At 70.7% G+C, this 25,439-nt stretch carries 21 protein-coding genes and 1 pseudogene; 7 read left to right on the top strand and 15 right to left on the bottom strand.

The annotated features are described in order from the left end of the window. Window positions 1–2: 2 nt before the first annotated feature. The 7 genes from V5P93_RS10500 to V5P93_RS10470 all read right to left on the bottom strand — a co-directional run bounded on the left by V5P93_RS10500 (window position 3) and on the right by V5P93_RS10470 (window position 8,357). Window positions 3–833 (bottom strand): ferredoxin, encoded by an 831-nt coding sequence (locus V5P93_RS10500; RefSeq protein WP_104482911.1) that lies wholly within the window; start codon window positions 831–833, stop codon window positions 3–5. A gap of 72 nt (window positions 834–905) precedes the next feature. Continuing rightward, window positions 906–1,352, bottom strand: a complete 447-nt coding sequence (locus V5P93_RS10495) for a hypothetical protein (RefSeq protein WP_104482912.1) — start codon at window positions 1,350–1,352, stop codon at window positions 906–908. Window positions 1,353–1,403: 51 nt separating this feature from the next. Continuing rightward, complete coding sequence (locus tag V5P93_RS10490) at window positions 1,404–1,889, bottom strand: hypothetical protein (protein WP_104482913.1); 486 nt, start codon at window positions 1,887–1,889, stop codon at window positions 1,404–1,406. Further along, a complete protein-coding gene (locus V5P93_RS10485; protein WP_181043890.1) occupies window positions 1,858–6,549 on the bottom strand; it encodes a DNA/RNA non-specific endonuclease in 4,692 nt (1,563 codons plus the stop codon). Before V5P93_RS10485 ends, V5P93_RS10490 begins: the two co-directional genes overlap by 32 nt. Beyond that, on the bottom strand, window positions 6,550–6,855 hold the full coding sequence (locus V5P93_RS10480; RefSeq protein ID WP_104482917.1) for a type VII secretion target: 306 nt from the start codon (window positions 6,853–6,855) through the stop codon (window positions 6,550–6,552). It lies immediately after the preceding gene. Between the two features lie 40 nt (window positions 6,856–6,895). After that, entirely contained in the window at window positions 6,896–7,417 is a 522-nt protein-coding gene (locus V5P93_RS10475) for a YbaB/EbfC family nucleoid-associated protein (protein ID WP_245931722.1), read from the bottom strand. Window positions 7,418–7,526: 109 nt separating this feature from the next. Continuing rightward, window positions 7,527–8,357 carry a sigma-70 family RNA polymerase sigma factor gene (locus V5P93_RS10470; protein ID WP_104482919.1) on the bottom strand — a complete coding sequence of 277 codons (831 nt, stop codon included), beginning with the start codon at window positions 8,355–8,357 and terminating at the stop codon, window positions 7,527–7,529. 72 nt (window positions 8,358–8,429) lie between these two features. On the opposite strand from V5P93_RS10470, the gene V5P93_RS10465 reads away from it, so the two are divergent. Further along, window positions 8,430–9,485: an alkene reductase gene (locus V5P93_RS10465; protein WP_245931723.1), complete on the top strand. Its 1,056-nt coding sequence runs from the start codon at window positions 8,430–8,432 to the stop codon at window positions 9,483–9,485. On the opposite strand, the gene V5P93_RS10460 is transcribed toward V5P93_RS10465, so the two are convergent. Then, window positions 9,446–9,841 carry a DUF4345 family protein gene (locus V5P93_RS10460; RefSeq protein ID WP_374065812.1) on the bottom strand — a complete coding sequence of 132 codons (396 nt, stop codon included), beginning with the start codon at window positions 9,839–9,841 and terminating at the stop codon, window positions 9,446–9,448. The genes V5P93_RS10465 and V5P93_RS10460 overlap by 40 nt on opposite strands. Beyond that, complete coding sequence (locus tag V5P93_RS10455) at window positions 9,838–10,629, bottom strand: NAD(P)H-binding protein (protein ID WP_104482921.1); 792 nt, start codon at window positions 10,627–10,629, stop codon at window positions 9,838–9,840. Before V5P93_RS10455 ends, V5P93_RS10460 begins: the two co-directional genes overlap by 4 nt. Window positions 10,630–10,834: 205 nt before the next feature. On the opposite strand from V5P93_RS10455, the gene V5P93_RS10450 reads away from it, so the two are divergent. After that, window positions 10,835–11,776 (top strand): AraC family transcriptional regulator, encoded by a 942-nt coding sequence (locus V5P93_RS10450; RefSeq protein WP_245931724.1) that lies wholly within the window; start codon window positions 10,835–10,837, stop codon window positions 11,774–11,776. Between the two features lie 238 nt (window positions 11,777–12,014). Here V5P93_RS10450 and V5P93_RS10445 read toward each other — a convergent pair whose 3' ends face one another. Then, window positions 12,015–13,589, bottom strand: a complete 1,575-nt coding sequence (locus tag V5P93_RS10445; RefSeq protein WP_245931725.1) for a methyl-accepting chemotaxis protein — start codon at window positions 13,587–13,589, stop codon at window positions 12,015–12,017. 340 nt (window positions 13,590–13,929) lie between these two features. Here V5P93_RS10445 and V5P93_RS10440 point away from each other — a divergent pair, with 340 nt between their 5' ends. Next, window positions 13,930–15,354, top strand: coding sequence for a M20/M25/M40 family metallo-hydrolase (locus tag V5P93_RS10440; protein WP_104482924.1), 1,425 nt, complete (start codon window positions 13,930–13,932; stop codon window positions 15,352–15,354). A 73-nt stretch (window positions 15,355–15,427) separates the two neighbouring features. Beyond that, window positions 15,428–15,871, top strand: a complete 444-nt coding sequence (locus V5P93_RS10435) for a hypothetical protein (protein ID WP_146108353.1) — start codon at window positions 15,428–15,430, stop codon at window positions 15,869–15,871. A gap of 7 nt (window positions 15,872–15,878) precedes the next feature. On the opposite strand, the gene V5P93_RS10430 is transcribed toward V5P93_RS10435, so the two are convergent. Continuing rightward, the gene (locus V5P93_RS10430; protein ID WP_181043892.1) at window positions 15,879–17,111 is read right to left on the bottom strand and encodes an MFS transporter; all 1,233 of its coding nucleotides are present in this window, start codon (window positions 17,109–17,111) and stop codon (window positions 15,879–15,881) included. A gap of 114 nt (window positions 17,112–17,225) precedes the next feature. Between V5P93_RS10430 and V5P93_RS10425 the strand changes: the two genes are divergently transcribed. Further along, complete coding sequence (locus tag V5P93_RS10425; protein WP_104482927.1) at window positions 17,226–20,360, top strand: NACHT domain-containing NTPase; 3,135 nt, start codon at window positions 17,226–17,228, stop codon at window positions 20,358–20,360. Here V5P93_RS10425 and V5P93_RS10420 read toward each other — a convergent pair. Then, window positions 20,312–20,881 (bottom strand): TetR/AcrR family transcriptional regulator, encoded by a 570-nt coding sequence (locus V5P93_RS10420; RefSeq protein WP_104482928.1) that lies wholly within the window; start codon window positions 20,879–20,881, stop codon window positions 20,312–20,314. The two genes, V5P93_RS10425 and V5P93_RS10420, sit on opposite strands and share 49 nt — an antisense overlap. Window positions 20,882–20,964: 83 nt before the next feature. On the opposite strand from V5P93_RS10420, the gene V5P93_RS10415 reads away from it, so the two are divergent. Then, window positions 20,965–21,399 (top strand): nuclear transport factor 2 family protein, encoded by a 435-nt coding sequence (locus V5P93_RS10415; RefSeq protein ID WP_104482929.1) that lies wholly within the window; start codon window positions 20,965–20,967, stop codon window positions 21,397–21,399. Window positions 21,400–21,442: 43 nt separating this feature from the next. Here V5P93_RS10415 and V5P93_RS10410 read toward each other — a convergent pair whose 3' ends face one another. Beyond that, a complete protein-coding gene (locus V5P93_RS10410) occupies window positions 21,443–22,228 on the bottom strand; it encodes an META domain-containing protein (RefSeq protein ID WP_181043893.1) in 786 nt (261 codons plus the stop codon). A gap of 109 nt (window positions 22,229–22,337) precedes the next feature. On the opposite strand from V5P93_RS10410, the gene V5P93_RS10405 reads away from it, so the two are divergent. Beyond that, the gene (locus V5P93_RS10405) at window positions 22,338–24,059 is read left to right on the top strand and encodes an alkaline phosphatase (RefSeq protein WP_104482931.1); all 1,722 of its coding nucleotides are present in this window, start codon (window positions 22,338–22,340) and stop codon (window positions 24,057–24,059) included. 35 nt (window positions 24,060–24,094) lie between these two features. Here the strand turns inward: V5P93_RS10405 and V5P93_RS10400 are convergent, their stop codons facing one another. Further along, window positions 24,095–24,415, bottom strand: a complete 321-nt coding sequence (locus V5P93_RS10400; RefSeq protein WP_181043894.1) for a BON domain-containing protein — start codon at window positions 24,413–24,415, stop codon at window positions 24,095–24,097. Between the two features lie 311 nt (window positions 24,416–24,726). Then, window positions 24,727–25,365: pseudogene (locus tag V5P93_RS10395) on the bottom strand (transposase family protein); the annotation flags it as partial. Window positions 25,366–25,439 lie beyond the last annotated feature (74 nt).

The following is a 25,439-nucleotide window of genomic DNA, read 5'->3' as shown; positions in this document are numbered from 1 at the left end:
TGTTACCCGCCCGTCACCTCGGCGACGGCCCGCTGCCTGGCCGCCTCGTCGACCTCGGGCACGGCGTACCGGTTGGCCCGGATGTGCGCGGTGAACCCGGGCTCCGGCGGCAACCCGTGCTCGCGCAGGTAGTAGGCGACGGCCCCGGGCCACACCCAGGTGCCGTCGGTGTGGAAGGTCAGCGGCACGCGCGGCTCGCGGCCCGGGTCGAAGGCGTCCTGGTCGTAGCTGCGCGCGGCGAGCACCACGGGCGCCTGCTCGAGGTAGGCGATGAGCGCGGACCGCTCCCCCGTCGCGATCGGCTCCCGGCGGGCGACCGGCCTGCCGTCGGGGTCCAGGGAGTCCCAGACCCTCGGCATCCTCGGTTCCTCCGAAGTGGACTGTTCAACCTGGACCGCTTGACCTTGGCCCGCGCGGTGGCGCCACCACGGCGGCACGAAGTTGTCGTTGCGGGGAAAGGATTTCAGCTCGTCCTGGAACCCCACGGGGGGCGGCACGGACCGCCAGCGCGGTTCCTCGTCGAGCACGAAGGCGACCCGGACCGCGCCCGCCGGGTCGACCTCGACGCTGCCCGTCAGCCAGGTCCCGCGCCCCGGCTGGTACATGCCGGACCGCAGCAGGCCGAGCAGCCGCGGGACCTCGGGGTGCGGCCGGACGGAGTGGGTGAACCCGTCGACCCCCGTGACCACCACGTCGACCTCGACGTGCTGCCCGGCCGCGCGCAACTCGGCGCGGACGGCCCGCCACCCGCCGGGTTCGACGGAACCGAGCAGCCGCGCCACCCGGTCGACCAGGTCATCCCGCTGCGCCGCGGTCAACGGTGGTTGGGTCACCGGACTCCCTCTCCCCTCCCGGCTCGACGGGAGCCGGTGAACACTGTGGACAGTCCACTGCCCGCGGACGACCTACTCGGCGCTGCCTTCGAGACCGGCGCGCAGCCAGTCGGGGGTGTGCTCGTCGGCGCGCGGGTGCCAGCGGGCCTCGGTCTCGAAGTCCTGCTTGGTCGGCTGCCGGGTGAACTTCGGCGGTTCGTCGCGGTTGTAGTTGACCTGGAACCGCATCGGAGGGTCCAGGATGAAGGAACACTCCAGCCACGTGCCCAGCCCGGGGGTGTACATGCCGTACCGCAGGTCCTGGAACTTGTGCCAGATCGGCTCCGGCAAGGACCAGCTGTCGTCGAACGAACCGTCCAGCAGGCGCAGGCCGATGGCCAACTCGTTGTGGCGGCCCAGCATCCGCGCGTCGATGATCAACCTGCCCCACCCCTGGGGGAGGGCCTTGGCCAGTTCCCCGGCGATCTCCGCCACCAGCGCCTGCTGCTCGACCGGCCCGAACGGCTGATTCCCGGTCATGTCGGTAGTTCCCTCCACGTCTGTTCACCACTCACAGGTTCGCGCGGCAGCCTAGCGCTGCTCATCGCCCGCCGACTCGGCGAAGTGCTGTCGCTCCAGTTCCGCGCCCTCGTCGATGAGTTCCCGCAGCCAGGCCGGGATGTGCTCGTCCGCGCGTGGGAAGAGCTCCTGGTCACGGCTGAACGAGGTGGGGTGCAGTTCGGGCTTCCAGCCGGGGTTCTCGTCGTAGTTGACCGAGACCTCCGGCTCCTTCCCGCCGCGGTGGAACACCACCTCGATCGAGCACCACGTGCCCCGACCCGGCTGGTACATCACCCGGCGGAGTTCCTTGACCGCCGCGGCGGCCTCGGCGGGCATGTACATCGCGCCGCCGTCGCCGCCCCAGCCGTCGACGACCTTCAGCTGGTAGTTGAAGGCGAGCGCGTTGCCCATCACCCGCACGACGACCGTCTCCGCGCCCATGGGTGCCTCCGCCGCCACCGCGCGGTGCGCGGTGGCGAGCAGCTCAGCGACCCGCGAATCGGTTCTGGGGTCCATAGTTCGGGTCTCCTGCCTCGTTCGGGAAGTCGCGCTGGTAGGTCTCCACCGATTCGACGATCTTGTTGCCGTCGGCGTCGGTCAGCGGTTTGCCGTCCGGGCCGCACCGGTAGGTGACCTCCTGCCACCGCACCTCGACGGACGGCGGGACCCCGTCGGCACCACGGTTCATCCGCACCTGGTAGTTGCGGATGTCCTGGCCCTCGCTGCGCGAGATGGCGCCGAGGTCCTTCTCCATCTTGCGCCAACTGGCGTCGTGCACCCAGCCGTCACGGTAGTTGCCGGAGTTGGAGGCGGCCATCTGCGGGTGCATGTTGAGGTACTCGCCCAGACCGCCGAGTTCGTTGGCCACCAGGTGACCGCCCGCGTACTTGACCCGGGTCCGCTCGAGTTCCTCGGGGCTGAGACCGTGGTCGGGGTCCTGGGGTGTCGGGTGCGCGGCCTCGCCCTCCATCTGCGCCCGGCGCTGGGCGCCGCGCTCCTTGTCGTCGTCGCGGTGCTCGGGGCTCTGACCGCCGTGCTGCACGTCGCCCGTCACCGCGTCCGGCTGGCCGTGGCTGTCGGTGTGGAAGGTGAGGTTCAGGTTCTCGTTGTTGAAGTTGGGGACCCGGTACTGGACGTCCGGCAGCAGGGGGTAGCCGAGGTCCGGGTTGAAGCCGCTCCACTCGCCGTGCCCCTCGACCCGGTTGTCACGCGAGCCCGGGGTGGCCTCGACCCACCGCACGTTGCCGTCGCCGTCGGTGGTGAACGTGGTTGTCGTGCCGTTCTGGTTGTGGACCGGGTACGCCGTGTGCGGTTGGAGCGGTTCGTGGCCGCGCAGCGGCACGGGCACCGGGTTGGGGTCGGCGTCCGGCCGGAGTCGGTCGGGGTGCGCGTTGCCGTCCGGCACCGCGGGCCGATCCCGGTGCGGCGCCTCGATGGGCGGCTCGTGCGTGCGGATGGGTTGTGGCGGGTTGGTTCCCGGCACGTGGTTCGGCCGGTCCCAGTCGACGAACAGCTCGTCGTGGCGCGGATCGGTCCTCGGGATCCGCTCCGGCCGCGGGACCGGGTCGTAGCGCTCGTCGGGGCGCGGCCCGGTCTGCGGCTGGTCGCCCGCCGTGTCCCCGTCCCCGTCGCCGCGGGCTCGGGAGTCGTCGGGGTCGAGGTCGTGGTGGTCGGCGTCGGGGGTGCCGGGCGCGAACGGGTCGTCGCCCGCCCTGGTGGTGCTGCCGTCGGGGTGGTGGGTGTTCCACTCGCCGTTCGGTGGGATCCTGGGGCGGGGCCTGCCGTCCGGGCCGATCTCGTAGTCGGAGGAGAAGACCCGGCCGTCGGAGTCGGTCCAGGCGGGCCGGGTGGGCGCGGTGACGGGCGTGTTCAGGTCGTTGGACAGCCGGTTGGCGAAGTCGTTGGAGCCCGCGTCGCACCCGATGAGCCGAATGGGCCTGCCGTCGTAGTTGGGGTCCCGGCGGAGGATGTCGGCGAACTCCTCCGGGCTGTAGGTGTGCCCGCCGACCCGGGCCCGGCCGTCCGGGGTGACGTGGACGTCCACTGTGTACCGACCATCCGGGTCCGGCCGCACCCGCTGCGGGAGGTCGCCCATCTCGGGATCGCCGCGGTGGTAGGAGGTACCGGAGGGCGTGCTCTCCGCGTGCCGCTGGTGGACGGTGTCGGGACCGGGCCTGCTGTAGTCGGCGTCGGGGCTGTGGTGACCGGGCCCGTTGTCGTGGTGGCCGGGCCCGTTGTCATGGTGGCTGGGCCCGTTGTCGTGGTGGGGCGCCGCTCCGTCGTGCGGCCCCGCGTGACTCGGCGGCCCCGCGTGACCGGGCGGCGTGCCGTGACCCGGCGCGGACCCGTGCGGCGGCGGCGCGGTGTGCGGACGACCGGCGGGGTGGGTGTCCGGGGAGGCGTACCCACCCCGGCTCACCGGCCCCGAAGGCTGACGGGGACTGGGGGTCGCGGGGTGACCACCGTGCTCAGGCGTGTGCGGCCCGCGCTGCTGGGGCAACCTCGGGTCCGAGTGCGGCTGGTTGCCCGGCAGGTCGCCGGGCCGCCTACCGGACCCGTTCGGGTCACCGGGCCGGTTCGGGTGGGAGCCGCCGGGCGACCCGTTGTGCGCGCCGGGTGTGGGGCCGCCGGGCCTACCCGACGGGGCACCGCCTGGATGCGCGGGACCGCCTGGCGAGCCCCCCGGACGGCCCGGAGAACCACCGGGCCCCGCGGAACCGCCGGGGTGCTGAGCGGAACCTCCTCCCGGCGTCGAGCCAGGATGGCGACTCGAAGGAACACCACCGCTACCTGTGGTGGGTGAACCCACAGGGCCGCCAGGACGGGCGGGCGGGTGCGAACCGCCAGGCGACGAACCACCCGAAGTCGAACCAGGATGGCGGCCTGAGGGAACACCACCATTCCCGGCAGCAGGTGAACCCTCAGGACCACCGGGACGAGCAGGAGAGTGCGAACCGCCAGGCGACGAACCACCCGAAGTCGAACCAGGATGGCGGCCTGAGGGAACACCACCGTTTCCCGTGGCGGGTGAACCCGCCGAGCCACCGGGACGCGAGAGGGAACCGCCGGGCGAAGAACCAGCGGAAGTCGAACCGGGACGACCTGGAGGAACGCCACCGCTCCCCTGGGGGCCACCGGAACGGCCCGGCGAGTGGGAGCCGCCGGGAGAGGAACCAGTGGGAGACGAACCGGAATAGCGCCCTGGAGGAACGCCGCCGCTGCCTGCGGCGGGTGAACCTGCGGGGCCACCGGCGCGCGAAGGGGAACCGCCGGGTGAGGAACCGCCGGGGGTCGAGCCGGGATTGCGGCTTGAGGGCGCACCGCCCACGGGAGGGCTGGTAGGGCCGCCGGGGCGGGTCGATGGGCCGGAACCTCCCGGCGAGCCGGCGGGGGCCGAGCCACTGGGGCTCGAACCGAGCGGGCGGCTCGCGGGAGCGCTGCCTGTGGCGGCGGGTGGGCCGGGGCGGGCCGAGGAGCCGGGACCGCTCGGGGAGCCCGCCGGCGCGGAGCCGCCGGGGGTGGGGCCGCCGGGGCGGGAGGAGGGCGAGCCGCCGGGGGAGCCGCCGCTCGGAGAACCCATTGGGGGTGGGTTTCCGGTGAGGGGGCTGGATTGCGGGGTGCTGGTGGCGGGGTGGGCCGTGTCGCTCCGGGCCGGTGGGGCGTCGAGGGTAGGGGTGGACGCCGAGGCGCTGTAGGAGGAGTCGGTGGGGGTGTGGTGGGACTGGGGGGTGTTGCCCGGCGAGTAGGCGGAGGGGCCCGCGCTCGCGGAGTGCGCCGGGATGTTGGGGTTCGCCGGGTCACCGATGTCGCGGGGAGTGCCGGAGGGGTGGGACGGGCCGGAACCGGTCGAGGGGCCGGAGTGCGAACCGCCCGTCGAGGAACTGTTCGGGCCGCCTATGGACGGGTTGCCCGAGCCGCCCGGGTTCGACCCGCCTGAGCCGGAGCCACCGGAGTTCGAACCGTCCGGGTTGGCACCACCCGGGTTCGAACCACCGGAGCCGGAGCCGCCTGAGCCGGAGCCACCTGGGTTCGACCCGCTCGAACCGGAAACACCCGAGTTCGAACCACCGGTGCCAGAGCCGGACCCGGTGCTACCCGAGCCGGTGCCACTGCCGTCGCCGGAACCGTTCCCAGAGCCACCATCGCCGCCGGAGCCATTGCCCGGACCGCCATCGCCGTTGCCAGAACCATTGCCCGAGCCGTTCCCCGAACCGCCATTGCCGTTGCCCGAGCCACTCCCAGAACCGCCGTTGCCATCGCCCGAGCCGCCGCCGGTGCCGCCCCCGTGCGATCCCCCACCGCCGTGCGATCCGTCGCCGTGTCGGAAGAAGCCGCCGGGGGTGATGTGCCTGGGGTTGATCACGTCCAGGCCGGTGAACTTGCCCACCAGCTTGGCCAGCACCTTGATGACCTTGGCCAGCACGTCCGCCAGCTTGCCCAGCAGCGGCGACACCCGGCGGATCGTGCCGAGCAGCCGCCGCAGCAGGTCGGTGATCTTGGTGGCCCACTTGGCGATCGCGGTGACCGCCTGCGCGACCACCACCGGGGTGCCGAAGCCGAGGGTGAACACCGTCTCCAGGACCCAGGAGATCAGCTTGCCGATCAGGTCCGCGATCAGGTCGCGCACCGTCTCGCGGACGAACGCCACCACCTCGCCCATGATCATGGTGACGGTGCCGACCGCGCCCGCGATGGTCGACGCGCCGCCGATGGCCTCGCTCTGCTCCGCCGACGACTGCCGGTAGGCGTCGGCCGCCGCGCCGGTCCAGCCCGCGGTGCCGTTCTTGACCGTGTTGTCGTAGTTGACCTTGGTCTCGTCCAGCAGCTTGGCGATGTTGTCCCAGGTGCCCGCGTACGACTGGATGACCGGCGGGTCACCGGCCAGCGAGTCCAGCATGTCCTTGAGCGGCTGCACGTGCTCCATCAGGAACGACGCGGCCGACGACAGCAGCCAGCCGAACGGGTCGATCGCGGCGGCCGCGGCCTCGGCGGCGAACCCCAGGACGCCCAGCCCACCCTCGACCCAGTTGCCGTCCTTGATCCCGTTGTACGAGTCGATGGCGGACTCGGCGATGCCGATGCCGCCCGCGTAGCCGTAGTCGCCGTTGCCCGCGGTGAAGAACCCGGGGCCGTCCGGGTCCTCCGGCGGCTTGACGACGAGGTCCCCCTCGGGCATCTAGTCACCCGCCTTGAGGTTCGAGACGTTCGCGTCCTCTGTGGACTGATAGGCCCGCGCGGTCTCCCTGACCTGCGTGGCGACCGTGTCCATGGCCTCCACCGCCTTGGACAGCGCGTCGATGCCGAACTGCTCGACCGGGTCGAGCAGCATCCGGAACGGCTGGCAGAGGATGCCGTAGGCGTCGGTCGGCATGCTGACGGTGTTGGCCGCCTCCACCGCCCGCCGCAGTTCGCCGACGCAGCCGTCGAGCTGCCCCGCGTGCGCGCCGAGATCGGCGCCGATGTCGAACCCACCCTGGGTCACGGTGTTGCCTTTCGGGGACTGTGCGGGGAAAGCGGGGCGATCAGGACAGGATCGAGCCGCCGCCGAAGTCGTCTTCGTCGTAGTCGTCGCGCCGGTGCCGGTACGGCTGGGTGGGCCGCCGCGGCGCCGGTTCGTCGTCTTCCACGTCGAGGCGCAGCGTCCGGGACGGGGGCTGCGGCGGGAGTTCCTCGTCGACCTGCTCGGGGAAGTGCGCGCGGGCGTCGTCGAGGAGCTTGTTCGCGGTCTGGTCGGTGGTGCCGATGGTCTCTTCCATGACCTCGCGCAGCAGGTCCGGGATGCGCGCCTGCGCCCGCCGCACGGTCGCCATCACCTGGGCGGACACGTCGCTCATCCGTTTGGTGGCAGCGCTTTCGGCGATCTGGAGGTCGATCAGGATGCCACGCGCGGAGATCGTCACCCGCACCGCGCCGTCGGCGGAAGCCTCGACCAGCGAGAGTTCCTCGACGCGCTCGGCCATGGCCTGGTAGCGGACGGCCCGTTCCTGGATGGTCCGGTTCCAGTCCTCGACCATCCGCTCACTGTCCGCAATGTCCTCCGGCACGAATGCTCCCCGATCGGCGCCCTGGTCACCCGTATGACCAAAGACTTGTTGCGCCCTCCGACGCAGTCAACCCGAAACCGGTTCCCCATTCGGCGGCGGGTTTGGGCCGTCAGTTCCCCACGACCACGCGCAACCGGGCCAGATCCCGTGGACCAGCGGTGATCCGGTATTCGGTGACGAGTCCATCGCGGACGGTCACTTCGAGCGCCGCGACCACTCGTCCGATCGGCGCCACCACCGCGCCCGGTCCCCCGTCGACCACCGCGAACTCCGCGAACCGCACCCACGGCGCGAAAGCGGCGATTTCCCCCGCCACCGCCAGGACCCCGCGCACCTCGGCCGCCCCGAACCGCCGGACGACGTCCGGGGCCAGCAGCGCCACCAGGGCCTCGAGGTCACCGCCTCGGGCGGCGGCGAGGAACGCCGTCACGACGTCCTTGTGCGCCAGGGCGTCCCGCGCGGAGTCCACACCATCCGGCGCGAGTCCCATGCGCCCGCGCGCCCGGCTGGCCACCTTCTTCGCGGTGGCCGGGCTTCGTTCGACGATCAAGGCGATCTGCGCGAACGGCACCGCGAACAGGTCGTGCAGCACGAACGCGACCCGCTCGTCGGGCGCGAGCCGGTCGAGCACCACGAGCAGCGCCCGCCCCACCGACTCGGCGAGTTCCGCCTCCGCCTCAGGCACGTCCGGCGCCACCCGGAAGTCGGGCACCTCGTCGACCGGTTCCTCCCGGCGGGCCGCCCGGGCGCGCAGCGCGTCGAGGCAGATCCGGGAGACCACGGTCCGCAACCAGCCCGCGAGGTTGTCCACACCGGTCACGTCGGCGCGCGCGTACCGCAGCCACGCGTCCTGCACGGCGTCCTCGGCCTCGACGACCGACCCGAGCATCCGGTACGCGACCGCGAACAGCATCGGCCGGTGCGCCTCGAACTCGTCCATCGGTCACCTCTCCGCGTCCCCACCCGTCAGGGGTGTGACGAGCCGCAGCGCATCGATGTGACAGGAGAACCCGTGCGAGACACCACACAGCCCGTCCTGCGCCCACTCGACCTGGGTGGGCTCACCCTGCCGAACAGGGTCATCATGGCCCCGTTGACCAGGGCGCGCGCCGCGAACCGGGTGCCGACCGACCTGCACGCCACCTACTACGCGCAGCGGGCGGGCGCGGGGCTGATCATCACCGAGGGCACGTGGGTCAGCGAGCGCGCCGTCGGGTTCGCGGGCGTGCCCGGGGTGTTCACGCCCGAGCAGGTCGCCGGGTGGCGCCGGGTCACCGGGGCCGTGCGCGCGGCGGGCGGGCGGATCGTGCTGCAACTCTGGCACGCGGGCGCCGCGTCCCACCCCGACCACCTGTGCGGCGCGGTCCCGGCGGGCCCTTCGGCGGTCGACCCGAGGGAGAAGTCGTTCACCGCCAGGGGTTTCCAGGACACGGTCACCCCGCGTGAGATGACCGCCGCGGAGATCGCGGAGACCATCGGCGACTACGCGAGGGCCGCCCGCAACGCCCGCGCCGCCGGGTTCGACGGGGTCGAGATCCACGCCGTCGGGTCGTTCCTGATCCCGCAGTTCCTCAACCCGCGCCTCAACCGCCGCACGGACGCCTACGGCACCGACCGGCACCGCTTCCTGCTCGACGTCGTCGACGCCACCACCGAGGCGATCGACCTGGTCGGCGTGCGGCTGTCGCCCGGGTGGACGGCCGCGATGTTCCCCGCCGACGAGGAAACCCTCGCCGACTACGAAACCCTGACCGGACGGCTCCAGGGCGCGACCTACCCGCACGTGCGGGGCCGGACACCGGAACCGGACCCGGCCGAGTTCACCCGGTTCCGCGCGACCGTGGGCAACCACGGCTTCGAACCGTCGACGGCCAACGACGCGATCGCGGGTGGCGTGCTCGACGCGGTGTCGTTCGGTCGCCACTTCATCGCGAACCCGGACCTGGTCGACCGGATCGCCCTCGGCCATCCCCTGACCGAGAGCGACCCCGCGACCTACTACACCGACGGCCCCGAGGGCTACACCGACTACGCCACAACGGGTTCCCGCACACGGATGACCACGTAGGCGCAGGCCGCGCCGAGCAGCAGCTCCGCCGCCATCGCCACCAGCACCCCCGATGCGGGCGCGCCGTCGACGACAATGCTGAACGCGCGCGCCAGACCGTAGGAGAGGTAGAGCGCGGCACCCAACAAGGCGGCGGCCCGGGCCAGGTGCGGTCGGAACGCCCCTGAGAGGATGAACGCGCTCAGCACCACCAGTGCCGCACCGGGAGCGCGGATTTCGCTGAGCACGCCAGGAGTCTCGACCAGGCCGGTCTCACTGGATTCGTGGACGACGGCGGGAACGAACAGGACCGCGCTCCCGACCGCCACACCGACGACCCCGGCGAGGAACAGGATGACTCGTCGCACCCTGATCACGCGGCCCAGTCGGCAGCGCGGCAGAAGTCAGCGAAGTCGCGCGGCTCGCGGCCGAGGGCGTCGCGGACGCCGGTGCCGAGCGACGCGTTGCGGCCGTCGAGCACCTCCGCGCACAGGTTGGTGAGCAGTTCGGCGGACGCTTCGCCGACAGCGTCGACCATCATGGCCCGAAAGTCCTCAAGGGACAGTGGGTGGTAGGCGACCGGCTTGCCCGCGGCGGCGGAGATCTCGGCGGCGGCCTCGGCGAAGGTGAGCAGGCGAGGGCCGGTGAGCTCGTAGAGCCTGCCCGCGTGCCCGTCGCCGGTGAGTGCCGCGACGGCGACGTCGGCGATGTCGCCGGCGTCGATGAACGGCTCGGCGACCGGTCCGGCGGGCAGCGCGATGGCGCCGTGCTGGACGAAGTCGCGCAGGTGGCCCTCGGTGAAGTTCTGCGCGAACCAGGAGGCGCGCAACAGCGTGTGCTCGACGCCGCTCGCCGCGACGATCTCCTCGCACACCTGGGCGTTGTGCTCGCCGCGACCGGAGAGCAGGACGATCCGGCGCGCCCCCTGCTCGACCGCGATCGCCACGACCTCGCGGATCGCCTCGGGCGCGCCGGGAACGGCGAGGTCCGGGTAGTAGGTGAGGTAGAGCGCGTCGACGCCGGTCAGCGCCGGTGCCCAGGTGGCAGGCTCCTGCCAGTCGAAGGCGGGCCGCGACAGGCCGGTGGCGTCGTGCCCGGCGGCGGTGAGTCGTTCGACGACGCGTCGGCCGGTCTTGCCGGTGGCGCCGATGACGTGGATCCCCATGTGTGTTCTCCCCGTGGAGCGTTGCTTGACAACACCCACTCTCGGTGGCGGTCCGGGGACGGACAATGACCTCAAGTCCGCTATCGGCTCACCGATCGTCCAGGCTGAGCGGACTCTCAGCAGGGGACAGCCCTCCCGTCCGGGATCGTGTGCCGATCGTCCGAAGTGGTTGGACACGCGGTAGGCGGGCGGGCAGGCTCAGCGGGTGACCAGAGAGCTGCCCCCACCTGCCCCGCTCGGGGAGGCGCTGCACCTGATGCGCATCACCGGTGCCCTGTACTGCCAATCGGACCTCGGTGCGCCGTGGGGCGTGGCGGTGCCGGAGTTGAAGGACATGATGACGCTGCAGGTGGTCACGTCCGGCGAGTGCTGGCTGGAGGTGCCCGGCGAGGCGCCGATCCACCTGCGGCAGGGCAGCCTCACCCTGATCCCGCACGGCGTCCCGCACGTGCTGCGCAGCGATCCCACCGCGCGCACCACGCCGCTGTTCGACATCCCCTTCGACCGCCACAGCGAGCGCTACGAGTCCCTGCGCCACGGCGGCGACGGCCCGCGCACGCACCTGACGTACGGGGTCTTCACCCTCGACCAGGTGGTCGGCCGCCGCCTGGCCGCCCAACTCCCCCCGGTCCTGCGCATCGACACCTGGGACGACGACACCGCGGACTGGCTGCACAGCACCCTGCGGCTGATCGCCCGCGAGGCCCCGGCCCTGCGCCCGGGCGGCGAAACCGTCATCACGCGGCTCGCGGACGTCCTGGTCGTCCAGGCCATCCGCGCGTGGCTGGACTCGGCGCCGGAGGCCCGCCAGGGCTGGCTCGCGGCGCTGCGCGACGAACAGGTGGGCCGCGCCCTGGTCGCCATGCACCGCTCCCCGGCGCGCGAGTGGACGGTCGTCGGCCTGGCGCGCGAGGTGGGGATGTCCCGCTCGGCGTTCTCGGCCCGCTTCACCGAAATGGTCGGCGAACCCGCCATGCGCTACCTGGCGAACTGGCGGATGCACCTGGCCCACACCCACCTCAGGGAGTCCACGGACTCCCTGTCGGCCGTCGCGCACCGCTTCGGGTACCGCTCGGAAGCCGCCTTCTGCCGCGCCTTCAAGCGCACCTTCGGCATCTCCCCCGGCACTCTCCGCCGCGCCGCCTGACGCCATCTCGGCATGCCGGCGCCCGGAAGATGCGATCTTGTGCGCACGATCAGCGCACCACGCCGCCATGTGACCCCCGGTGTCGCCCGGTCGGCACGATAGTCACCGCAGCGACCGCTATCGGCGCCTTGGTGTTCGGGGATCGCGACCGCGACGCGGACCGCCTGATCCCCCGCGCACGCCAAAGGGCCGCGGCCGGACCCGAGGTGGGTCCGGCCGCGGCCGTTGTGGTGGTTGATCAGAGCTTGAAGCGGTTGACCTGGTCCTGCAGCTCGCTCGACAGGCTGGTCAGGCCCTCCAGCACCGTGGCGGTCTGGGTGACCGTGCCGGTGGTGTTGCCCGCGCTGGCGGCCACGCCACCGATGTTGGCGGCGATCTCCGACACACCCGCGGACGCCTCGCCGACGTTGCGGTTCATCTCGGTGGTCGTGGCGGTCTGCTCCTCCACCGCAGAGGCGATGGTCAGCTGGAAGTCGTTGATCCGACCGATGATCTCGGAGATCTCGTCGATCGCGTTCACCGCGTTCGCGGTGTCGGCCTGGATCATCTCCACGCGGCGCGAGATGTCCTCGGTCGCCTTGGCGGTCTCCTGGGCGAGGTCCTTGACCTCGTTGGCGACGACCGCGAAGCCCTTGCCCGCGTCACCGGCCCGAGCGGCCTCGATGGTGGCGTTGAGCGCCAGCAGGTTGGTCTGCTCCGCGATCGAGGTGATCACCTTGACCACGTTGCCGATCTCCATCGACGACTCGCCCAGCTTGGCGACGGTCGAGTTGGTGGCGGCGGCCACGGACACGGCCTGACCGGCGACACCGGCGGCCTCGTTCGCCGACTGCGCGATCTCCTTGATCGACGCCGACATCTCGTCGGCACCGGTGGCGACCGTCTGGACGTTGTTGGCGACCTGGTCGGCGGCGGCGGTGACGACACCGGCCTGCGCGCTGGTCTCCTCGGCGGAGGTGGTGACCTGCGCCGACATGTCCGACATCTGCTGGGTGGAGGCCTTCAGCGAGCCGACACCGCGGGAGATGGTGCCGACGATCTCGCGCATGCTGTCGGTGGCCTTGTTGAGCGCGGCGGCCATGCGGCCGACCTCGTCCTTGGAGCCGACCTCGACGGTCCGGGTGAGGTCGCCGTCGGCGACGCCCTCCAGGGCGGCGGACAGGCCGCGCATCGGCTTGGTGATCGAGCGGGTGATCAGCAGACCCACGGCGATGGAGGCGACCAGGCCGATGGCCATCACGATGATCGCCAGGGTGACGCTCGAGTCGCGCTCGGCGGTGACCTTCTCGATCTCGGCGATGGTGCGGGCGCGCTCGGCGTCGAGCATCCGGCCGGAGACCTCGTTGAACTTGTCGAGGGCGGGCTTGCCCTCGGTGAGGAACGCCTGGACACCGGCGGCGGCGTCACCGCTCATCGCGGCCGGGATGACCTTGTCGCCGAGGACCTTGCCGAACACCGCGGACGCGGCGTTCCACTCGTCGATCAGCTTCTGGTCGAAGGTGCCGCGCGACTGGTAGCTGTTGTAGGCCGCGAACGAGATGTCGATCTTCTTGTTCGCCTCGGCCAGCAGCTCGCCCGCCTTCTGCGGGTTGCCCACGGCGGTGGCCAGCAGCATGTTCAGCGTGCCACCCGAACCCGCGGAGTTCAGCGAGTTGAGGTCGTTGAGGGCCGCCACGTTGTTGTCGATGCGCTTGGTCGCCTCGGCCGCGGAGTTCAGGGCGATCACACCGACGGTGCCGACCGTGATCGTGATCAGACTGGAGAACACGACTACGGACAGGATCTTGCTGGTGAGCGAGCGGTTGGCGAACACCCCTCGCGGCCCACGTCGGCCCGCAGCCGCGGGGTCAACGGTGGTGGACTCGGTCATAGCCTTCGCGCCCTTCGTCGTGTTCCGCCACGGGGGTCGTCAAGGGCCATGTGCCCTGGTCCGCCGCGGTTCTGCTACTTCAACGGCCTGCACATCGACGCGGGGAAAGGTCATCTGAACATTTCCGGCCACTCATTCGGGTGAGCGGTGCCATGCCGGTGACATCGCCTGATCAGGTCACTCGAGTACCGCGCGGGGCGCTCGTCTGCTGGGCTGGCGGAACGGGCGGTGGCCCGCACAACACAGTCAGGGGAGCCTGAGAACCACACGGATAGGAGCGGGCATGTTCCCGGACGCACCGATGATGGTCCTGCCGGAGCAGCGGCTCCGCGCACGGGTGCACGAACTCGTGCCGGAGCTGTGGCAGACGCTGGGCGACCTGGTCCGGCACCGGTCGGTCAACGCGACCCCCGACCCGCCGCTGGCGGTGACGGCCGAGACCATCGCCGGCATGTTCCAGGACGCGGGCATCACCTCCGCGCACGTGGAGACCATCACGCACGCCGACAAGACCTCCGCGCCGCTCGTCCTCGCCGACCAGGTCGCCCACGGCGGGCTGACCACCGTGCTGCTCTACGCCCACTACGACGTGCAGCCCGCCGACGAGTCCAAGTGGACGAAGACCAAACCCTTCGTGCCCGCCGAGTTCGTCGACGAGAACCACGACCCGCGCCTCTACGGCCGCGGCGCCGCCGACGACAAGTCCGGCATCGTCATGCACCTGGGCGCGATCAAGGCGCTGCGCGGCAACCTGGGCCAGCTGCCGATCAACATCAAGCTGGTGTTCGAGGGCGAGGAGGAGACCGGCGGCAGCGTGCTGGAGAGCTACCTCGCGGCCCACCCGGACGACCCCCGGTTCCACGCCGACATCATCATCGTGGCCGACACCGGCAACGTGCGGGTGGGCGCGCCGACGCTGACCCAGACGCTGCGCGGCATCGTCATGGCCGACGTGGTGGTGGAGACACTGGCGGCGAAGGTGCACAGCGGCATGTACGGCGGCCCGGTGCCGGACGCGTTCATGGCGCTCGTGCAGATGCTGGCCGCGCTGCAGGACCGCAAGACCGGCGACGTCGCGGTCGAGGGGCTCAACACCTTCGACCACCCGTGGCCGACGGTGTCGGAGGCCGCGTACCGGTCGCAGGCTGGGGTGCTGCCGTCGACCAGCCTGATCGGCTCGGGCACGATCGAGAAGCTGCTCTACGGCAAGCCGTCGGTCAACGTGGTCGGCCTCAGCGGCCTGCCCCTGGTCAGCGGCGCGTCGAACGTGCTGTGCCCGAAGGCCAAGGCCCGGGTCAGCATGCGGCTGGCGCCGAACCAGAACCCGGAGGAGGCGTACGAGGCACTGCGCGCGCACCTGGCCGCGGCGGCGCCGTGGGGCCTGAAACCGACCATCACCCAGGTGGGTGAAGGTGCGGGTTTCGTCTCCGGCGAGGGCGAGCACCAGGTCGAGATCGAGAACGCGCTGCGCGAGGCCTACGGCGCGGCGATGGTCGCGAAGGCGGGCCAGGGCGGCTCGATCCCCCTGGTCAACGCGTTCCGCCAGGCCAACCCGAAGTCCGACGTCGTGCTGTGGGGCTGTGAGGAGCCGCGGGCGAACATCCACGGCGCGGACGAGAGCGTCAGCCAGTCGGAGCTGGAGCACATGACCCTGGCCGAGGCGTTGCTGCTGCAGTCGGTGATGAGCCCGATCCCGATCCAGAAGTGACCGCCGAGGGGACCCGCACCCGGGCCCCCCTCGGCGCCCCGGCTAGATTCGCCCCCTGCGACGGGGGGCGGGGATGCGGAATCCGGGGTACCTGTTCTGGGCGGGCGTGGCCCTGACCGCGGTGGTCGGCGGGTCGGTGTGGCAGTTGGCGACGGAGCCGGATCCGCCCGCCCGGGGCCCGGTGGCGGAGGTGGCGCCGCTCCCGAACGCCGTCCCCGCGGTGCCCGCGGCCCAGCTCGACGAGCAGGACAAGTCGGCGGGCGCCACCCACGTGGACGGCCTGCGGCTGCTGGTCCCGGTGCGGGTGAACCCGTGCTCGACCGAGGAGGCCCGACTGGTCGGCGAGGGCGATTCCGAGATCGAGGTCCAGGTGGTGGCGGTGGCCGCGCAGGAGCGGGACGACGACGGCGGGTGCGGCTTCCTCGGCGGCCACGTGACCCGGTACGCGGTGATCCCGCTGCGCGCGCCGCTGGGCGCCCGGGAGGTCGTGGTCGAACGGGTCAACGGCTTGGGCTGACCCCGGGTCAGGTCAGCAGGGCCGCGAACATCGGGCCGAACGCGCCACCGAGCTGGAAGCAGAGGGTGAACAACCCGACGGCCACCGGCCGGTGTTCCGGCGCGACGGCACCGATGCCGGTGACCATGAGCGTCGCCTGCCCGGCCACGGCGGTGAGCACGGCGATGCCGAGGGCCAGGGCGGGCAGCAGCGGGCTGACGCCCCCGAGCAGGGCCACGGCTTGGGCGACCGCGGCGAGCAGGGCGATCCCGGTGATGACCCGCGCGCGGCCGATGCGGTCGTAGTTGGCGGTGATCAGCAGGGCGGAGAGCGAGCCCGTCAGGATGACGACCAGCTGGGTGAGTCCGATGTGGGTGTCGCCCCAGCCCGCGACGGTGCGCAGCAGGGCGGGCACGTGGTAGAGCAGGAAGAAGTAGGCCACCGCCAACACCAGGATCGCCAACGACGATCCCACGTAGACGCGGTTGCGGACGATCTCCAGCGGCAGGAACCCCGCGGGCCGCCGCCGCACCCAGAACACCAGCGGCACCGCCGTGGCCACCACGGCGACCAGCGCTACGGAGAAGTGCGTGGCCAACACCAGCGCGGACACGGCCACGGTGAACAGCACGGCCCCGACGTAGTCGAACCGCCCACGGGCCGCGTTGTCGGGCCGCGCAGGCAGCTGCCGGGCCAGGGCGGGCACGGCGACGAGGTTCAGCGCGGACAGGGCCAACGAGAGGTGCCAGGTCGTCGCCTCGGCCACCAAGAGCCCGGCGACCGGCCCGATCGCACCACCGACCCCGGCACTCACCGACACCAGTCCGGCCCGCCCGGGCGTGTGCGCGGCGTTGATGGCCAACACCATCAGCGCGACCCCACCAAGCGCCTGCACGAGCCGCCCGGCCACCAGCACGGGCAGCGACGGCCCGAACCCGACGATCAGCGCTCCGAGCAGCGTCAACACGGTCCCGACGACCAACGTGGTCGCCGTCCCCCGACGACGGATGAGGTGCCCCGCCAGGGGCGTACCGACGGCCATCCCGAGCCCGAACGTGGTCACCACCCAGGTGACCTCGGGAATCCCCACCCCCAGGTCCCCGGACATCGCCTTGAGCACCAGCCCAGGCGCGTTCGACCCCATCGCCACGGGCGCCGTGAGCACCGGCAGCCAGAACGACGAGATCTCCCCGGCACGCGCCACGGCACCCCGCTCGGCAACACCCACGCGACCGGTCACCACACCCCCATCAGCGGACACACCCGACTCCACCATCGGCACCCGTGGTCCCCAACCAAGGATCCGCCCAGGACATTCCTGGACAGTCCAGGGACATCCGCCCCGCGACCGGGCGCCCTCCGGTACAAGGGGCACATGGCTTCGGACAACGCCCTGACCTACGAGGGCGCCCTCCGCATACTCGGCAAGCACGACCAGAAGTGGCTCAAGCGCGTCGACGCCCTGTTGGGCGGGGTCATCCTGGGCTCGGGAGTCGTCGCGCTGCTGGCCAACCCGGTGACGGCCCCGGTCGTCTTCGCCGCTCTCTGGGGCTGGGTCGACCAGAAGAACGAGGCGATCCGCCTGGTGTCCCAGGCCCTCGACGCGCTCCCCGGCAAGCGCCGGAAGATCCCCTTCACGGAGCGGGTCGAGCAGATGACCGCCGCCCACACCGTGCTCGTGGTCTCGTCCTACTTCGAGGCGTTGCGAGAAGCCTTGGGTGACGACTACGACCTGCTGGAGTTGTCCGAAGCCGACAAGGCGAACGTCGCCAGAGGAGTGGCCCGGGACCTATATGCGGCAGACGTCCCGAAGCCGGGCGCGAAGCGCGGTTTCACCGAGAACCTCAAGCTGGTTCAGGTCTGGCTGGAGAGCCTGCACACCACCGTGCTGAGGTCGTTCGGCCACCTGCTCGGTCCGAAGATGCCCAGCGGAGACATCGGCACCCGAGCGCTCGAGCGGTACCAATCGCACTACCTGGCGCTGGCGGCCGAGATCCCCGAGTTCGGAGTCTGGGCCGCCGTTGTTGAGCACACAGCGACCCGCGACGAGGTGCGCGCCCTTCGCGAGGACCTCCTCTCGGGCCCGGACGCCGCCATGTCCCGCCTGGAGCGCGCGCTGGCAACGCTCATCGATCTCGCCGGGCACCCCTCCGCCGACCTGCGCGACCGTGTGGCCAGGGCGAACCGCTCGGTCCTCAGCGACCCGATCCTGCCCAGATCGACGGGTACCCGGTATGGCAGGCACCTGACCTTCCCGACGATCGAGCAGGCGTTCCTCACCCCCAGCTACCGGTTCGCGGTCGCGCACGACCGCTCCCGCCCCGCCGACGACACCTGGTGGGCCAAGCGGACCTCACACGACGACCTGCACGTCCGCTTGGCCGCCCACCTGGCCTCTACGGAGGCGATCACCCGCCCGCTCCTGATCCTCGGTCACCCCGGGGCGGGTAAGAGCCTGCTGACCAAGGTCTTGGCCGCCCGACTGCCCGCGCCGGGCTACACCGTTGTCCGGGTGCCGCTGCGGCACGTCGACGGGCACAGCCCGGTGCGAACCCAGATCCAACTGGCCCTGGACCGTGACACCGGTGGGCGCGTGCCCTGGTCGGACCTGGTGGACCAGAGCGCGGACACCGTGCGGGTCGTCATCCTCGACGGCCTCGACGAGTTGTTGCAGCAGACCCACACCCGCCTGTACGGCTACCTCGACGAAGTGGCCGAGTTCCAACGCCGCGAAGCCGACCAGGGTCATCCCGTCGCCGTCGTGGTCACCACCCGAACCCTGGCCTGTGACCGGGTGTCCATCGCCGAGGGCACCACGATGATCAAGCTGGACGACTTCGACGACCTCCGGATCGAAGCCTGGCTCACCACTTGGCACCGCGCGAACACATCCGGCATCGCAGCGGGCACCGTCCGGGAGTTCCCGCTGGAGACCGCGCTGGGACAGCGGAAACTCACGGCACAACCGTTGCTGCTCATGATGATGGCCCTCTACATCGCCAACCCCGAAACCACCATGCTCGACGAACGCCTCAGCACCGCCGAGCTGTACCGCCGCCTGGTAGAGCACTTCGCCGAACGCGAGGCGGAGAAGTCCCCCACCACGCGGCCACCCGACGAGATCAAGACAGCGGTCCGCAAGCACCTCACCCGACTATCGGTAGCCGCGTTGGGAATGCTCAACCGAGGCAGGCAGGACATCAGCGCGCAGCAACTGGAACAAGATCTGCGCGTGCTCACCGGCAACCGCGCCCACACCGACGAGGGCGACCGGACACTCGGCGAGTTCTTCTTCGTCTACACCGCCGAGGGCCGGGTCTCGGCGGACACCGACCAGCACTACGAGTTCCTGCACGCCACCTTCGGCGAGTACCTGGTCGCCAGTCATGTGGTGGACGAACTCCGCGAGGTCGCGCGCGCCGCGCACAGTTCGCGCCACTGGGACATGCGAACACCGGACGACGACCTGCTCTTCGCCTACCTGTCCCACCAGTCCATGGCGCAACAACGACCGGTGCTCACCTTCGTGACCGAGCTGGGCGCGGAACTCCCGCCATCAGAGGTCGAGCAGATGCTGACAGTGCTGGACACACTCCTCGAAACCCACCGCGACCGCACCCAACCCGAGCGCCACCGCGACTACCTCTCCGACAACACGGACCAGATAGCCCGCCACGCGGCCTACTCCGCCAACCTGCTCCTGCTGCGCTTGGCCTTGAGCCCGAACCAGCGGCACACGATCGGCGACATCCACCGTCATCGGTCAGGCCTCGATCAATGGGACGCGGTGTTGACCCTGTGGCAGGCGGGGCTCTCCCACGACCAGTGGCTCGCCACCATCTTCTTGCTACAGCGCAAGGGCACCATCATCGAACTTCGCGATTCCCCTATCACCAGTCGACCTCCGGGCGCCCACCTAGCGCGTTTGCAAGCCGACCACGACACGGAACAGGTCTATCGATACGGAGCGGCCTTGGCCCTGGGTACCTACTGGTTCAACGAGAACGACGAATGGTTGGATCTAACCCTGCCGTGGTTGGCGGCAGGCATAGCGAAGAGCGCAGACGCGGTAGACACCATTCTCTTCAACGACACCACTCATGTCGCACTGGATGATCTTAGGCAAGCACTCATGCGCATCGAGATGTTGCTCAAGCTCCGAAAAGAGGACATGCATCCGAGGCAAGCGCAGAGCTTGGTGGAGTTCCTCCTCAGACACACCCATGTCCAGAGACCATGTGGTTTCGCCCTCGCCACCTCCGTCGTGACCCACCCGAGGCTCCTGGCCGAGGTCCCTGGCCTATCGGATCCGAAGTGGTTCATGGCCGATGGCGTCGCCCTACTCCTGCGTGACGCGGACGACGACCAAGTCCGTGACCTACTGGCCGAGGTGGAGCTACAGCGTGGCACAAAACCGGACAGCCCGGTCACCATCAACGAGTTCAGGGCGTTGTGGCGCGCTTACCGGTGGCCAGATTTCGATCTGAACCTTGAGGAGGAGAGCATCTGATCCACCAGAACCGCCGCCGCATCCTTTGCCTGACAAGCAGCCGATGGATCACCCCCAACGGCTGCCAGTGTGATGGCGCCTTCAGCAAGCAAACTCAACTGGGTAGCCAAAGTCTCGTCGCCGGTCAACTCACCGAAAAACCCCCGCACCGCCACCTTGTGCTCACGAGCCACCGCCAACACCACCGGCGACCCCGCCCCCATCTCCCCCGCCGAGTTGACGAACGCGCACCCCCGGAACCCCGGCTCCCGGAACCACCCGTCCAGCCAATCGAACACCGCCGCGACCCTCGACCCCGGCTCATGCCCCTCCACGAACGCCCGCATCTCCCCCAACCACCGCGAATGCCGCCGCCGCAGGTAGGCCACGACCACCTGCTCCTTCGCCGGGAAGCACTGGTACAGCCGCTTCAGCGACACCCCCGACGCCGACCGCAGCTCGTCCATCCCCACCGCGTGGATGCCGCGCTCGTAGAACAGGCACTCGGCCGCGTCGAGTACGCGGGTAGCGGCTTCATCCACCGGGGGCTCCCCCTTGCCAGCGAGAACGGTCGTTCTCTACCCTAGCCGGAGAACGACCGTTCTCTACCAGTGAGGGGCAGCGCGTGTTCACCGAGGAGACCGCCCGACGGAAGGTGCAGGCCGCCGAGGACCTGTGGAACACCCGCGACCCGGAGCGGGTCGCGGCGGCCTATACGCGCGGCGCGGTGTGGCGCAACCGGGACCGGTTCGTCACCGGGCGGGGTGAGATCACCTGGTTCCTGCGGGACAAGTGGGACCGCGAGCTGGACTACGCGCTGCGCAAGGAGATGTGGGGGTTCCGGGAGAACCGGATCGGGGTGCGCTTCCAGTACGAGTGCCGCGACCCGTCCGGCCGCTGGTGGCGCTCCTACGGCAACGAACTCTGGGAGTTCGCGCCGGACGGCCTGATGCGCCGCCGCGAGGCCAGCATCAACGACCTCCCCATCGCCGCCGACCAGCGGCGGATCTTCGGCCCCCGCCCGGAATCCGAGCACGGGCTGCTCATCCCGATCCAGTAGCGCGCCCCGCGGCGCGGGTGGATCCCGCGCCGCGGCACGGGTTTCAGCTACCGGCCAGCTTCAGGTGCAGGCCCTCGCCGCCGCTGGTGAGCGACAGCGTGGACTCGTCGATGGTGAACTCGGTCTTGTCCGTCAACGCCGCCACGACCGCGCTCTCCACCGCCGAAGGCCCTTCCGCGCACGCCATCTTGGTCAGCAGCGGCGGTTCGAACTTCAGCACGTTGCCGTTGACCGTGTACGCGGCGGAACCGCTGTTGCAGCCCGTCTCGATCGCGACCTTGCCGCCGTCGAACGTCAGCGAGGCCTGGGTAACGTCCGGAGTGGACGAAACGCTCTCCCCGGCGACCAGGGTGTCCACCGTCCACTTGTGACCTTCGAGCGTCGCCGGTTTCACCGAGGTGAGCACGACTTCCGCGTCAGCCGAGGTGAGCGTCAGTCGGTCGCCCTCGAGCTTCCACACCGGTTTGGCGCCGAGCAGGCCGGACAGCCACTGGTCCTGCTCGTGTCGCGGCACGTCGCAGGCCATCTCGGTGGCGCTGAGGTCGCTGGCCTGCAACGTGCCACCGGAGAGGTCGACCGCGCCGCCGATGGTGTTGCAGCCCGCGTTCGCGGTGAGCCTGCCGTCCGCGAAGCGCAGCGTCAGTGCCGTGCCCGCGACCAACGGGCGCGGCGCGTTGTCCGCCTTGGCGCTCTCGGCCGCGTAGGCCCCCTGGGGGCGCGGCCCGTCCACGGGTTTCGGCTGTTCAGCGGGGGTGTTGGCGCCCTCGGCACCGCACCCGGCGATGACGAGCAGCGCGAACAGGGCTGGGGTCAGGTGTCGACTGCGCATGCCTACTGGACGGAACCCGGCGGGTCGCGGGTTGTCCGGATGGCCCACTTTCCGTTCCCGGTTTCCCGGGCATTGATCATCACCGGGAGCCGGTGCCAGGCTGTGCGGCATGGAACTGGGGCAGCCGGACCGACGTCTGGTGTTGAAGGGGGCCGCGCTCACCGCGGCGGTCGTGGGGGTCGGTATGCGGCTCTTCGACGGGACGGCGGCCGCCGCGCCCGCCGCGGACGGGGTGTTCGGGTACGGGGTCGCCAGCGGCGACCCGACCTCGGACGCCGTCGTCATCTGGACCAGGGCGACACCACCGCCCACCCGCCGCGGCGAACCGGTCGCGGCACCGGGCAGCGGCCTGGGCCACCCGCTGCGCGTGCGCTGGGAGGTCGCGCGCGACCCGGCCTTCCGGCACGTGGTGCGCGCGGGCACGGTCTGGACCAGTGCCGAGAGCGACCACACCGTGAAGGTGGACGTGCGCGGCCTGCGCCCGTACACCCGCTACCACTACCGATTCCACACCGCCGGGCAGACGAGTGACGTCGGCCTGACCCGAACCGCGCCGGACGAGGCCGAGCGGACCCACGCGCTGCGGTTCGCGCTGCTGTCGTGCAGCAACTACCCGGCCGGGCTGTTCACCCCGTACCGGGCCGTCGGCGAGCGCGACGACCTGGATTTCGTGCTGCACGTCGGCGACTACATCTACGAGGGCGACGGCGACGACGAGGCCTTCGACCTCACCGGCTACCGGCTGCGGCACGCCCTGCACAAGGCCGACCCGCACCTGCGGCTCGCGCACCGGCGGCACCCGTGGATCACGATCTTCGACGACCACGAGGTCGCCGACAACACCTGGTCGACCGGCGCGGGCAACACCGACCCGGCGGGCGACTTCGCGCGGCGGCGGCAGGCGGCGTACCAGGCGTACCTGGAGTGGATGCCGTTCCGGCTGCCGGACCAGGCCGCACCGCACCGGGGCACGCGCTTCTTCCGCCGCTTCCGGTTCGGCGACCTGGCGGACCTGTCGGTGCTGGAAACCCGGCAGAACCGCAGCGCGCAGGTGTTCCTGCCCCCGTACAGCACCCCGGGCGGCGGTTTCGTGCCGGTTGGGACCCCGGAGGTCGACGCCGCCCTGGCCGACCCGTCCCGCCACATGGTGGAGCCGGAACAACTCGCCTGGCTCAAGGAAACCACCACCCAACCGCGGCGGTGGCACCTGGTGGGCAACCAGACCGTGTTCACGCCGATCCGCTTCCCAGGCGCCGTAGTCGGTTTCCCGGACCGGCCGGTGATCGTCAACTCCGATCAGTGGGACGGCTACGGCGCCGACCAGTCCGCGCTCATCGCACACCTGGCGGCCCAACCCACCAGCGCGGGCGACGCGGTGTTCCTGACCGGCGACATCCACTCGTCCTGGGCCAACGACATCCCGGCGGGCCCCCGCGCCCCCGGCTACGCGTCGGCGGGCGTGGAGTTCGTCTGCCCCTCCGTGACCAGCGACGGTTTCTACGAGCTGATCAAGGGCACCCTGCCGACCGGCACCCCCGTCGCCACCCTCCTGGGCGCGACGGCGGGGGCGGTCGGCGGGATCTCGGCGGCCAACCCGTGGATCCGCTACCTCAACGGCGTCAGCCACGGCTTCACCCTGGTCGACGTCACGCGGGAGCGGGTGCAGGCGGACTTCCACCACACGCCGGTGCCGTCGGAAGCCGTGCCGGACCCGCGCACGGACCCGACTACCCGCCCGGTGTTCTCCTCCGGCTGGCAGACGCTGGCGGGGACCCGCACCGTGGTGCCCGCACCGGGCCCGATCGGCCCCCGCTCGGACGAACCCCACTGACCCACCGGTGCCCACCCGGTCCCGGCCGAGGCAGGTCACCGACGGTTCCACTTCGGGTGCCTGCGGTGGTGTGTCCACTTGGGCAGGTGCGGGTGCCACGGGTACCGGCTGACGTCGTCCCACGTGCAACGCAAGCGGTTGCGCACCTCGACGACCCCGTCGACCTCACCGAGCCGCGCCGCCACGATCGGCGCCTGGCTGTCCCAGTCCACCCGGCCGACCACGAGCACCACGCCGCACTCGACGCACACCCGCACCAACGCGGTGTCGACGTCGTCGATCGCGGGCAGCACGCGCTCCTCGATCTCGACGCGGATGTCCTCATCGGACCGGACCGGCGTTGACGACACCGACATGGCATGTCCCCTTCCCTGCGCCGCCACCTCGCGGTGACACCCCAACGGTCCGCCCGCACCGCTGATCGAACCCAGGGTCGGAGGGAGTCGGGTCGCGGGACCTTCGCACCGGGACCACATCGGGAGCAGGAGCGCCACCCCAACGCCCGCGAGGGGTCCCCCGCAATAGGGGAACCCCTATTTTCAAGCCTATGAGGCTTATTCAGCGGCGTAGAAGTAGAGGGCGATAACGGCCGATATGGTGCGGTGAAAGTGTCGATGGGACGCCGGTAGTCGGTGTGAAGAACACGCCATGTTTCGAGTTGGGCGATGGCATGTTCGACCACGACTCGGATGGAGTTGTGGTGTCGGTTGAACTCTACTTCCCAGTCGGGTTGTTCTCGGTTTCTGGGTTTTCTGATCGGGGTGAGGATACCGCTGCCGATGTAGCCCTTGTCGCCGAGCCAGGTGCTGGGCTCTCGTCCGTCGAGAACCCGCGAGGCGTTCAGGCCGACGATGTCGTTACGGGATCCCGGCATAGGATCCGACACCCATCTCAGACGTCCGTCCGGCGTGCACACGACCTGGACGGTGAGCCCGGTCGTGCGGTGTGTCCCGGAGAACAACTCCGGGCGGGACGCCCATGACCAGCACGGCAGCAGTGTCCCGTCCACTATGGGGGAGTTGCGGTCGTCGAGATCGTCGGCCGCGGGAACGTACTGTTCGAGCACGCCGGCCAACAGTGGTGTCATCGCCGCGATCGCCCGACCGATCGTCGGCTGTGACACCTCGAACGCTTCCGCCAACTCCGCTTGAACCCGATTCTGCCGCAAGTACGCCAACGTGACCACTACGGAGCGATATAGACCCAGAACCGGCGGCCACCGGCGAATCGATTCGCTGGCGGCTTCGTGAATCAAAGCGCACAATTCCTCGACACGGCCTCGGGTGAGGCCGGTGGTATGATACATGAAGGCGGTCTGTTTTTGAGAGTGATGCGTGGTAACTGAATTCTCTCAAACGGGCCGCTACCTCTTACTTTCGG

This window comes from Actinokineospora auranticolor (assembly GCF_041897805.1).
GTDB classification, from domain to species: Bacteria; Actinomycetota; Actinomycetes; order Mycobacteriales; family Pseudonocardiaceae; genus Actinokineospora; species Actinokineospora auranticolor.
This window is presented reverse-complemented; position numbering and strand designations above follow the sequence as displayed.

Coding starts and splice junctions, on each gene's coding strand:
- V5P93_RS10455 (WP_104482921.1), bottom strand. CDS start 10,629: ATGGGGATCCACGTCATCGGCGCCACCGGCAAGACCGGCCGACGCGTC.
- V5P93_RS10490 (WP_104482913.1), bottom strand. CDS start 1,889: ATGGACCCCAGAACCGATTCGCGGGTCGCTGAGCTGCTCGCCACCGCG.
- V5P93_RS10485 (WP_181043890.1), bottom strand. CDS start 6,549: ATGCCCGAGGGGGACCTCGTCGTCAAGCCGCCGGAGGACCCGGACGGC.
- V5P93_RS10400 (WP_181043894.1), bottom strand. CDS start 24,415: ATGTCGGTGTCGTCAACGCCGGTCCGGTCCGATGAGGACATCCGCGTC.
- V5P93_RS10405 (WP_104482931.1), top strand. CDS start 22,338: ATGGAACTGGGGCAGCCGGACCGACGTCTGGTGTTGAAGGGGGCCGCG.
- V5P93_RS10440 (WP_104482924.1), top strand. CDS start 13,930: ATGTTCCCGGACGCACCGATGATGGTCCTGCCGGAGCAGCGGCTCCGC.
- V5P93_RS10495 (WP_104482912.1), bottom strand. CDS start 1,352: ATGACCGGGAATCAGCCGTTCGGGCCGGTCGAGCAGCAGGCGCTGGTG.
- V5P93_RS10470 (WP_104482919.1), bottom strand. CDS start 8,357: ATGGACGAGTTCGAGGCGCACCGGCCGATGCTGTTCGCGGTCGCGTAC.
- V5P93_RS10435 (WP_146108353.1), top strand. CDS start 15,428: ATGCGGAATCCGGGGTACCTGTTCTGGGCGGGCGTGGCCCTGACCGCG.
- V5P93_RS10425 (WP_104482927.1), top strand. CDS start 17,226: ATGGCTTCGGACAACGCCCTGACCTACGAGGGCGCCCTCCGCATACTC.
- V5P93_RS10410 (WP_181043893.1), bottom strand. CDS start 22,228: ATGCGCAGTCGACACCTGACCCCAGCCCTGTTCGCGCTGCTCGTCATC.